Below are 11,977 nucleotides of genomic sequence, written 5' to 3' on the forward strand. Positions count from 1 at the left end.
GACCTTAATCGAACTGTAAATATTGGCGGTGTTTTATTTTATATATTTTAATAGTCTTAGGCTTTATCGTATTTCTTTTTTTATTTAGATATTGATTGAATAAAAAGATGATTGTTATGCTTTTCATCAATTTTAACAACACTTTTAGCCCCTTTATAAATAGCGAAAATTTTTGACCAATAAAATCTTTTTCTCTATAAAAAAACACCTTTGTCGAACTCGTATAAAAATAAGTTCAACAAAGATGTCAATATATAGTTAACCCTTCAAATATTCTCTTTACTTTAATTAATTAGGCTGTTTATTGACGGAGAGCTTAACCTACTTTTGCTACATACCACTTATTAGCAGTTAAATACCCTTGGTTCGTCTTTAACCTTGGTATACCATTATTCGTATATTCGATTGCTTCAACTTCAACAATCGTATTCTTCTTAACGGCCTGTCCTTTTTTAGTAAACTCAACATTATTGTAGAAGCTATCATCAATTAAGAGCTTAACTTTTTTTGGATTAGTAACAAAGTAATTGTTATTGGTATTTCCAGCAGCTGTCACATAGTTTTTATTTGCAGTAAGATAGCCTTCTTCTGTCTTCAAGCGAGGAACACCATTAGAGGAATACTCAATGCCCTTAACTGGAACGACAGTCCCAGAGGATAAGGTTCTGCTAGCATTACTAAACTCTACATCAGTATATAGTTTATCTGACACTCGCATAATAATTTGGTGCGGGTTTTCAGTAAAGTAATTATCTGAATTTGATACCAATTTTGTAACATATGTTTTGTTAGCAGTTATATAGCCTTTTGCAGTCTTTAATCTAGGCAATCCGTTTTCAGTATAATCAACACTTAAAACTTTGATTAATGTATCTTTGGAAACAGACTCACCTTTTTTACTGAAATTTACATCTTGATAATAATAATCATTTGTTTTCATAACTACATACTCTGGATAATCATATAGATAATCTTTGATATTTGGTACAACTTTTTGGGCATAACTTTTATTCGCTGTTAAATAACCATTTTGGGTAATCAAACGAGGAACTTGATTTTCACGGTATTCGATTCCCACAACAGGAACTAAACTTCCCTTGGAAACAGCCGATCCTTTATATAAGAAGTCTGGATCCCCATAAAAATTATCACTATTTTTCATAATAATTTGCCCTGGATTAACCGTATGATAGTTGGCAATCCAAGATCCAGTAGCTACTACATAGTTCTTGTTAGCCGTGAAATAATACCCATTTGCCGTCTTCAATCTAGGAATTCCTGATTTTGTTTTCTCAATAGCAGTTACTTTTAAAACACTGCCTGCAGTTACTTTATTTGCTTTTGTCTTGAATTCTACATCTTTGTAATAGGTATCTTCGTTTCTGGTAATTACTTGCCCAGGATTAGATGTGTAGTAAATATCTTCTAACCCTTTATATTGTTCAACTATATTTTTATTTGCAGTCAAATATCCTTTCGCTGTTTTCAATCGAAATATACCGCTTTGAGTATAAGCTAAATCTTCAACTTCTACTATTGTTCCCTTCGAAACCTTAGACAACCTTTGCTTAAATTCTGGATCAGCATAGAAATAATCATCGCTTTTCAAACGAACTTTTTTAGGATTTGTCGTAAAATACAAATCAATATTGCTTTGTGCTGCTAATACATAACCTTTATTTGCTGTTAAATAACCTTGATCTGTAACCAATCTAGGAATTCCTGCTGAACTATATTCAATCCCCTTAATGGTAACTAGTGTATTTTTTTTAACTCGCCAACTAGGAGTTCTAAACGCCACATCTTGGTAAAAAGTATCGTCATTTTTCATGATCACTCGACCTGGATTAGTTGTGTAATACTTACTTAAGTCGGGCCCACTACTATTACCCATATTTAAAAAATTACTATAGGTCATGGAAATATCAAACGGACGCCCTTCATAATTAGCTAAACCAGGGAAATACATTTGCGAAGACCATTGCCAAGCACCATGGTCATTATTCCACTGCATGGAACTATCTGGAGTATATGGATATTGCGCTACCCATACTCTGTCTCTTCCGAAGGCGGAGGTGTCGATATAGCCATTTGTTAACCACCATTTGCCAACATACAACGCATCATTTTTATACCCTAGTGCCTTTAATTGCTTGTTAAACGCAACAGAATTAGCATGGGCGTTTCGCCCATTGTTTGTAAGCGTTGGATCTTCCGCATCATTAAACATTATGGTATTTTTATCTAAGCCAGAGTTAGCCGCCGCCTGAGCAAAATATCTTGCTTCATCTTGTGCTGTCGCAGCAGAGACATACATACTATAGTGATATGCTGAAACTTTTAAGCCCGCAGCTTTGGCATTTCTAATTTGGCCCGCAGCATATGGATTAACATACCAAGTTCCTTCTGTCAATTTAACCGAGACACCTGTTACACCATAGCTTTTAATTTTTTGATATTCAGCTACTGAAATGTCTCCATTCCAACTAGAAACGTCAATAAAATTCTTGCCAGGCAAATTAGGATCATTCGCATAGACGTTCGCAACTGTTGCTCGCGCTACCCTAGAAGAAATGCCATTTTTCATAGCATATGTTCCTTTTTTATGGTTCGTTCCTTCACGTGCTGCTTCTTGATAATCCGCTTCATCTTGGTCAATGGTCTTTTTTTCTACTTCAGAGCTTTGTGAGGCTTCTGTTTTACTATCTGTTGTGTTTGTTTCTGAAACAGAAGAATGTTCTTCCGTTGTACTATTTGTTGAAGAATCAAGAGACTCTTCTTTTGTGCTTGAAGTAGAACTATCTCTTTCAGAGGTATTTTCTTCTGTAACAGAAGATGTATCCTCCGTTGAATTAGTCGTTGTTTCTGACGTAGCTTGAGTGACCAAGCCAGTCTCCCCCGTTGTTTCTGTTTTTACAAGCTCTTCTCCAGATGCAATCACACTAAAACTATTTAATAATACGGTACAAATTAACATACCTGAAATGATTTTTTTCATGAAACTCTCCTTATATATTTAATAATATGTATCTTTCTTAAACACTTGCCATTCGCTCTCGAAAATGTGTATCCTATAACCTTCAACTAATTGTTTTCACATTTTAAAACTAACACCAATTATTATCTCATACCTTTATTTCAAATTCAATTACGCTTTTTTAACATTCCTATATCAATTTTTTACTTTTAAATGGTAAAAAGATGAAAACAGATCTTTAATCGATTGTTTTCATCTTTTATTTATTTTTTAAGATATTCTGTGTACGATTTTTTAGTATCAACAATTAGCGCTTCATGATGGGGTTGGCGATCTTCCTCTGGTGGCAATTGCATATAATCCCCAAAAACCTGTGTTAAGTAGCGCTTGTAGCCCACTGGTATTGGCATTTTTGTATCTTCAAACGGAACAAAAATAGCAGATTTAAAATCTTCCAAATGATAAATATTACCCATGTAGCGTGGTCCGACACATAATTCTGTAACATAAGGAGTGGAGCCGAAGGAATACTTAGTCATTCTTTTTTCAGCAAAGCGCCAAATATGATAGCGAACCTTTTTCGATGGAAAGATATTCAATAATACCCGACTCCCCGTTGCTAAAATGCCACCATGTTTTTCTGGTACCACTTGTGAACAGAATAAAGCATAAATTAATGCCCAAATTTTTTGTTTCTTCCTTTGAAAATTTCCTTTTGGCGCACCATCTAAAGGAAAAATATCGATAGGAATACCATGAGGAATCGCTAATCCATCTTGATAGGTTTTAATAAACGTTGTCTGTGCATCCCTAATTGTCATAAATGAATTATGATCATTATAAGTTTTTGAAGCAACTAACAATGGATAACGTTCTGTATCCGCATGTTTAGGCCAAAGCACTTTTAATTTTTCATAATCTGGTCTTGGCATAAAGAAATCTAAGTCATCATCCCATGGAATAAAACCTTGACTGCGGATTGCTCCAATACAACCGCCTCCACAAAAATAACAGGTTAGATTATGTTCTTCACAAAAAGCCACAAAATATTTTGACATGCGTAAAACGACTTGTTGAATTTCTACTAATTGCGTCTGTGTTGTTTGTTCCACTTTTCCTTTTCCTCCCTATTCATTCTTTGCATATTTAAATGTTGTATAGAATAAAAAACGCATTAAGTAGAATGAACTTTTAATAACTGAAAATTGTTCATTTTGGCGCAAAATTTTCCAAACCCAACTGATTGTATTCCATTTGTTAGAAGATGTAGAGGTGGTTAGCTTACGATAAATGGCTAATTTTTCGTTAATAAAATAGACCGTATTTATTTCTTTCAAAATGTTTAACCAAGTAGCATAGTCTTCATGTTTTAAATCCGGCATTAAATGGCGTTTAAGCAGATTAGATTCGACTACGACCGTTAAGCAGCCGATAGTATTTGTTTTTAAAAGATCTTGATAGGTTTGTGGTCCTTCACTAAAATTACGCTCATGAGTAATGTTGCCATTTTCATTACATACAAAATAAGAACTACATGTAAATAAAAGTTTTTTTTCTTCCATCCACTTGATTTGAACTTCTAATTTATTAGGAAGCCATAAATCATCACTATCTAAAAAGGCAATATATTGTCCCTTTGAAGCTTCAATTCCTTTATTTCTAGTCTTTGCAATGCCCATGTTTTGTTCATTTTTCAGTAAAAAGATTCTTGAATCTTTTTCCATAAAGGCAAGTGCAATATCAATAGAATCATCTTTACTTCCATCATCAATGAGTAATAATTCCCAATTCTGGTAGGTTTGTTCCAGAACGCTTTCAATAGATTTTGATAAAAATTTGCCAGCATTGTACATGGGCATAATAATTGAAACAAGTGCTGTTTCCATTTGTTCACTCCTCGTTGTATTTTATGTAAGAATGTAACAGTTTATATTATCGCATAGCTCTTTTATTATTTCAACGTTCCTTGTTTCCAAAAAAAGTTTGAGACATAAGCTTAAATAACTTATGTCTCAAACTTTTAACGGTAAATTCTAATAGCATTCTCTTTACAATAATCCATCGTCAATTCTTCACGTTCTTCAGACTCATCCAATCCTCTTGATGATACTTTATCAAAGAGAATTTTGATGGTTTGAAGCAGAATTTTCATATCCAATAGTAATGAATAATTCTTGATGTACAGTAAATCAAAGTTCAATTTACTATTGTAGTCAGAAGCATACTTCCCATAAACTTGGGCATAGCCAGTAATCCCCGCACGTACATTGTGACGTAAATAGTAATTCGGGTTTTCCTGATTAAATTGATCAACAAAGAATGGTCGTTCAGGACGTGGTCCGACAATGGACATATCCCCGCGAATAACATTGATTAGTTGTGGCAACTCATCAATACGTAAAGCGCGCAAGTATTTACCAACTGTAGTGACGCGACTGTCATTACTTGTAGATAACACTGGACCTGATTTTGCTTCCGCTGTTGCCGACATCGTTCTAAATTTTAAAATCGAGAACTCACGTTGATCTAATGTAATCCGAGTTTGTTTGTAAATCACTGGTCCCGGTGAGGTTGCTTTGACTAAAATCGCTGCAATAAGCATTAAGGGTGAGGTAATCACAAATAGGCAAACAGAGACTAAAATATCGAATAAACGTTTAATAAAATTCTCTTCTGGTTGAATTTCAAAATTTGAGACTTCGATAATACTTTCATCTTCAAAGTTCATCATGTTTGGTTTTAACATAATTAGATTTTCAAAACTTGTATCTAAAAAGATTTTTTTCTTGTGTTTGACAATTAATTGATACAATTTTACTTTTTCGTTCTCATCAACATTACTTGAAATATAAACAATATCGATTTCATCGATAATTTTTTTTAAGTTTTCATAGTAATTGCTGACAACAACGCTCGTTACTTTATGCTTGTTATTTTTATCAGACATAAAGTTTTGAATTGACCGCATGACTTGATTTTCTTTACCTAGTAAAACAACTTTTCGCTCATTGCTGACCTTTAAGTAAAGATAATAAACAAGAATTCGCCAAAGACTTAGAACAATAATTCCGATTATAAAGGAATATCCTAAAACAGAACGCGGGAACGTAAACCAACGTCCGGCAAATGTCACAATCATAATCGTTAAAGTCATTAAAATTTGACCAATCACCGTGACAAAAATGATGTCACTAATTTTGCGATTATAAAAAATATACGCACCTAACAACAAATTCAAAAAGATAAAAAAGATTGAAATGTAAATTGCAGATTTTTCATAAGCCACAAAGTTAAATGAAGGAATTTCTCGGCCAAATTTCACCATAAACCCTAAGATGATTGATAAATTATAGAGCAAAACGTCTGCTAAAATAATTACAATCCGTCTTGCATTACTCCATTCACTTTTTGATGTCATTAAAAACTTCCTCTCTTCACTTCCAGTAATTACATTATTTGTAATAACATGCAACCCCTATATTACCATAATGTCAGCGGACAAGAAAGTTCTATAGGATGAAAATTATCTGCGATGTCTTTGGACACGACTTAATTCTTCAGGTTGGTCCCAGCCCTCTTCGTCAACAGGTGCTATCGGGCGCTCTTCATTGCTAACAGGACTTGTTTGTTTCACTCGTTTTCTTCTTTTAGGTGTCGTTGGTCTTTCATGTCTTCCTCGTTTTTTCTCTGGCCGGAAGTAGAAGGCTAGCCCAAGGAAACTATAAACTATCGGCATCCAATGAGGCGCTAATAAAATATCTTCCATAAATGAATGAATCCAGATTAAAAGGAAGCCTAAAAGTAAACTAACTTGCAAACGATCCAATGTTTTTTTGCGGAAACCAATCAATAAAATCATACTGACTAAAAAACCAAATAAAATCAGATAGCCAATGACACCAAAATTACTTAACGTAAATAGAAAAGCATTATGTGTCCCCAGCGGTTTCCATGAGGCCACAAAAGGCTCCATACCGACTTTAATATGTTGAGGATCAGATAACCATTTAGCAAAAAACTCATGCCAAATTCGTTCTCTTCCTGTAAATAAATCAACAGTATCCGATTCCGCACATAAGTAAAATAACAATGGTCCCAATGCAGCTACTCCGACAAAACCAAATAGCCAAACTTTCGAACGTTGCAAGAAACGTTTTGGTAAAAGATTATCCACCAGAATAAAACCAACTAAAATGGCAAAAGAGGTTTTGGATTGACTGACCCATGTACCTAAAACACCACCAATGTATACAGGTAAAAGCAGCAGGTTAAAAACCTTATTTCTATATGCTTTGATCAAACTACTGGCCATCATTGTTGAAAACATCAACGTTGCACCAATCGTATTGGTATTAATCCAAATACTTTCTAGTTTATTTGATTCTTTAAAAATTTCGTCTGCTGGAATCAACTGAGGCAACTCCACGGACATCCGATACAAAGTCGCACTCAAAGCAACTAAAGAGACAATTAATAAAAGCGTTTGATCCACACGGTCAAAGACACAAACTTTAAAACAAAGGACCAACAAAATAATTAAAGGAATCATTGTATCTGTTTGCATTGTGCTATGACGGATTGATTCCGTAAAGTGAAACAAGAGCCAGGTGGCTAACGCCAACGCAACGGTTAGCCAGTCAATAAATTTTAATTTCGTACAATTTAATAGCAGTACAAGTATTACTGCTATTAATAATAAAATTGAACTATTGGCATACATATATTTTGTGACTGGCGCATCAATTCCTACGACCCACATCGTATACGAGCCGATCATTGTTACTAATAAAATAAGTCGACCGATTCTATTCAATACTTTTCCCATATTCAAACCTCATTCCATGAATGAATCACTAGTCGTTTATTCGATAAATATATGCCCCGTTCTGATCAGGTCCATATAATTTTTCAAAATGAATCGTTGGTGTGTCTAACGGTTCTAATGGTTTATAAACGACCGCATATTTAATCCCATATTCTTTTAATTTTTCTGGAGATAAACGAGCAATAATCGCATCTTTTTGCATCAACTCTAAAACAGGGGCCTGATTTCCTACTTCAACATTGATGTGCGCATAGCGATTATAAATAAATGTGTCTTTTCCTTTTGGATCTAATGGTTTCCAAGCCTCTAAGTCAGGTGTAAAAGCAACACCGTTAAATGTATGCACACCTAACATTGGCAAATAGCCATACATCAAGCGTTCGCCCACCCACAATTGGTTGGGGTCTTTTTTGTTAATTTCTTCCACTTCTACCGCTAATTTTTTACCATAGACAGCAGAAACGCCTCGAGAAATTGGATTAACAAAGGCACCAGAAACCATAATGATTCCTAATAAGACAAGGACAAATAACGTGCGCCAACGTTTAAATAAAGCAACAATTAAAACGGTAGCGACAACTAAGACACCAATGATGTCCATTCGTGTAACGTATAACCGTAAATTGCCCGTATATAAAACAAAGAAATACAGAACAACATTTAATCCTAGCGCCCCTAACCAGACCATCATTGGAATTTTTGCTTGGCGATTCCATAAATAATCGATGAACCATAAACTTAACAACACAGCGGCAAACCCGAAGGATAACATCGCCCGTTGTTCTGGCACATAAGACCACAATGTCAACTTAGCAAAAATTGTTGGAAATTGCACGCTCATCCAAACTAAGTTAAATAAACAATACACGAATAAGACAAAACCGTAAATGTTTTCTTTGATTTTTTTATAAAAAATAAATGGTGAGAGCGGCAAAATAACAAAAAATAATTGATAAAAACTACTGATTTCCGAATTATTGGAATATGGAACATCTTGAAACGGCATTTTCCAATTTGTTAAAAATAACAAAATATCGCGTTTAGGCATATCGCCACCTAAACTTACCCGTTTTCCTGGATAAGCGGTATCCATTACTGCTTTTAAGGAATCCAATGAGCCATATAGCGATCCGCCAACAATAATCGCCGTCATCAAGAGTGCCCCACCTATCAGGACCCCATCCCACTTATCCAACTTAATTTTTTTACGAAATTCTAAAAAGAATAAAATTAAAAATAATAAAATCAAATAACCAAGTGGTACTTGTAACGCAGGATAAATAACTAAAACAAATCCTGAGGCCATAATAACAGCCGTTATCGCACAAATGACACGACGTCGAACACTACTATGATAATAGAAATAATTATAAATTCCCACTAAAAAACCTAAGCCAAAAAATACTAAATCTCCAACTGGCGAGACAAACCACCATTGAAGGGCCGAAGAAAACGGAATCCAAACACTTGCTAACAAAGCTAAATATTTATTCCGCCGTGTGACGATCAAGCCAATTTCAAAAGAAAATAAAATTAAGCCAATTAATTTAAGATTCCAATACCATGATAAGCCATATTCTTTGCCTAATAGTACATAGCCCCACGTAAAAGGTTTCGCTAACGTGGCCAAATTCCACGCTGGTGAATTATAGCCTACCACCATGTCTTGCCCATTTAACGTAATCACATCATTATGTGTTTTCAAACCTGTTTGTGTTTGTGAGAGGCTAAATGGGGTTTGAACGAGCCATTCATCCGAGCGAACACCTCTTGGTTCACCAGCAATTAATGAACTTTTTTGACCATCTGCATATTCAGAAACATACGCATCCCACATGTTTAATGAACTACCATGGACTTTAAAGGCTACCAGTAAAATAAAAATGACTGCCGCTAGCAGATAGCGCCAGCGTAACAAATGATCAACCAAGCGAGCGCTCTGCTCAGCTTGGTTGCGTAATGGTTGTTTTTCTTTTCTTGTAGTTAGTTGTTGTTCCATCTTTTCGCTCCATTTCGTCATCCGCAATTGCATCTAGTCAATTCGTAATGAAAAGTTGGGAATATCCCTTGTCAGATTAGGATTATAAAATGGATCATTTTCAATTAAAGGTCCCCATTTTTCTTCCATCATCACTTTTTCTTGTTCAAAACGTTTTTTCTTTTTGCCTTTATCATCATATCCACGAGTTTGAGATTCAAAATGATAAAGCTCTGCTTCATGAAGCCAGACGTTGTCACGTCCTAAAGCTTGGACTTTCAGGCATAAATCAACATCATTGAAAGCTACAGTAAACGCTTCTTCAAAACCACCAACTGCATCAAAATCTGCTTTTTTCATAAGTAAGCATGCGGCAGTTACTGCTGAATAATTAACATTAATAGCTAACCGACCAAAATAGCCTAAGTCACCATGGGGATAACCATAATGACCATGTCCAGCAACACCACCTAATCCTAAAATAACGCCTGCGTGTTGGACCGTATTATTTGGATACAATAATTTCGCACCTACACAGCCAATCCGTTCTTGCTGAGCAAATGAAACCATCAAGGTTAACCAATTCTCTGTAATCACTTCGGTATCATTATTTAAAAATAATAGATACTCTCCGTGCGCTTTTTTCGCTGCACGATTGTTAATAGTTGAGAAATTGAATGGAATATCGATTGATTCAACGAAAAAGCGACCAGGTAATTGTTGTTCAAATTCTGCATATAATTCGTGCATTTTTGGATCTGTACTTCCATTATCAGCCATAATAATCTCGTAATTTTGGTAGGTTGTTTTTTCAATAATCGATGAAACACAACGTTGTACGTCTTTATAGCCATTTTTAGTTGGAATAATAATTGAGACTAACTTTTCAGATTCAATGTCATAATAAACATCGTATAAGCCATTCGCCGCCCCATGCGTTGCATGACCATTAATTCCTCGACGAACGAGCGCATCTTGCACGGCTCTTAGCCCCGCTTCAAAAGCATAACCTTTGGAGCCTTGATCCACTGCTGTTGAGGTTGGCAGCATCCGCCAATAGTAAAGAACTTTTGGAATATGTTTGATGCGTTCTTTTGTCGTTTTTTCAGTAAATCTTAAGACTAAATCGTAGTCTTGAGAACCTTCGTAACCTTTTCGAAAGCCGCCAATTTCTTCTAGAATACTCCGACGATACACGCCTAAATGCGAAATGTAATTCGTTCCTAAAAGTAAATCAGGTGACCAATCTGGTTTAAAGGCTGGATCAGAACGATTTCCATCCATGTCAATCTTATCTTCATCACTATAAATTAAGTCCAGTTCTGGGTTTTCATTCAGCACTTTAACCACTTCATAAAAAGCATTGATTGCTAATTCATCATCGTTGTCTAGTAAGGCGACAAATTCTCCTGTAGCAATCGCTAAAGCAGAGTTGGTCGCTTCGGAAATATGACCATTTTGTTCACGAAAGACGACCCGAATTCGCTCATCCAATTGTTGGTACTCTGTTAAAATCTTTTTGACATTGGGATCTGTTGAGGCGTCATCGGCCATACATAATTCCCAATTAGTATAGACTTGATTCAAAATAGAATCAATGCACAACCGAAGCCATTTTTCTTCAACATTATACACTGGCATCGCAATGGAAATTTTAGGTTGGTAATGAAATGTTGCGATTTCTTGTGTCATCGCTTCTATGTCTAGTACTTCATTTCTAGCTAACCAGTTAGGATACGAAGCTTGATTTCTCAGTTTCTCAATTTTCGCTCGTTGAATGGTATGAGAAATACCATTTTTAGCCATATACTTAAATCCTTTTTTGGCTTTTATCCAAAGACGAGTCACTTTATCTTCTGTCCCTGGAATCACTGGATATTTTTTATTCAAGGGAAAATCCACCGTTACAACATGTGCTGATGATTGAAAATGAAAAGGGAGTACTTTTTTTTGTTTAATTCCTTCAAGTGTAACAACAAAGCCAGCTTCAATCGCAGGCTCTGTTTGATAAATTTGATTAACATCTTCACGTAAAACGCGCTGAATGTTATAAGCGGACACTTGGTTTTCATTATTAATTGTGAAAGTTGGGCTTTCTTTAGTGATTGTATCCAACGCCCAACCTGTAATGGTTAAATTATTTGTTGTTTTGTCGCGATAGATACTATCAAAGATCACCTTAATGTCTTCATTCATG

General features: G+C 35.2%; 7 protein-coding genes. All 7 read right to left on the minus strand.

The window, feature by feature from the left end:
* Positions 1-316: 316 nt before the first annotated feature.
* The 7 genes from IGL37_RS08900 to IGL37_RS08930 all read right to left on the minus strand — a co-directional run bounded on the left by IGL37_RS08900 (position 317) and on the right by IGL37_RS08930 (position 11,976).
* Positions 317-2,998, minus strand: a complete 2,682-nt coding sequence (locus IGL37_RS08900) for a DUF5776 domain-containing protein (protein WP_033917889.1) — start codon at positions 2,996-2,998, stop codon at positions 317-319.
* Between the two features lie 242 nt (positions 2,999-3,240).
* Positions 3,241-4,089, minus strand: a complete 849-nt coding sequence (locus tag IGL37_RS08905; protein WP_033917888.1) for a LicD family protein — start codon at positions 4,087-4,089, stop codon at positions 3,241-3,243.
* 15 nt (positions 4,090-4,104) lie between these two features.
* A complete protein-coding gene (locus tag IGL37_RS08910) occupies positions 4,105-4,863 on the minus strand; it encodes a glycosyltransferase family 2 protein (RefSeq protein WP_002356910.1) in 759 nt (252 codons plus the stop codon).
* A 134-nt stretch (positions 4,864-4,997) separates the two neighbouring features.
* A complete protein-coding gene (locus IGL37_RS08915; protein WP_002356909.1) occupies positions 4,998-6,395 on the minus strand; it encodes a sugar transferase in 1,398 nt (465 codons plus the stop codon).
* Between the two features lie 105 nt (positions 6,396-6,500).
* Positions 6,501-7,802: an EpaQ family protein gene (locus IGL37_RS08920; RefSeq protein WP_002378510.1), complete on the minus strand. Its 1,302-nt coding sequence runs from the start codon at positions 7,800-7,802 to the stop codon at positions 6,501-6,503.
* 28 nt (positions 7,803-7,830) lie between these two features.
* Positions 7,831-9,834 (minus strand): DUF7657 domain-containing protein, encoded by a 2,004-nt coding sequence (locus tag IGL37_RS08925; protein WP_174088284.1) that lies wholly within the window; start codon positions 9,832-9,834, stop codon positions 7,831-7,833.
* Entirely contained in the window at positions 9,835-11,976 is a 2,142-nt protein-coding gene (locus IGL37_RS08930) for a glycosyltransferase family 2 protein (RefSeq protein WP_010709669.1), read from the minus strand.
* Position 11,977 lies beyond the last annotated feature (1 nt).

It is taken from the genome of Enterococcus sp. AZ119 (assembly GCF_050546175.1).
Classification (GTDB): Bacteria; Bacillota; Bacilli; order Lactobacillales; family Enterococcaceae; genus Enterococcus; species Enterococcus faecalis.

Bases quoted from the DNA above. Each gene is read 5' to 3' on its own strand.
- IGL37_RS08900 (WP_033917889.1), bottom strand. From the start codon at position 2,998: ATGAAAAAAATCATTTCAGGTATGTTAATTTGTACCGTATTATTAAAT.
- IGL37_RS08910 (WP_002356910.1), bottom strand. From the start codon at position 4,863: ATGGAAACAGCACTTGTTTCAATTATTATGCCCATGTACAATGCTGGC.
- IGL37_RS08915 (WP_002356909.1), bottom strand. From the start codon at position 6,395: ATGACATCAAAAAGTGAATGGAGTAATGCAAGACGGATTGTAATTATT.
- IGL37_RS08920 (WP_002378510.1), bottom strand. From the start codon at position 7,802: ATGGGAAAAGTATTGAATAGAATCGGTCGACTTATTTTATTAGTAACA.
- IGL37_RS08925 (WP_174088284.1), bottom strand. From the start codon at position 9,834: ATGCAATTGCGGATGACGAAATGGAGCGAAAAGATGGAACAACAACTA.
- IGL37_RS08930 (WP_010709669.1), bottom strand. From the start codon at position 11,976: ATGAATGAAGACATTAAGGTGATCTTTGATAGTATCTATCGCGACAAA.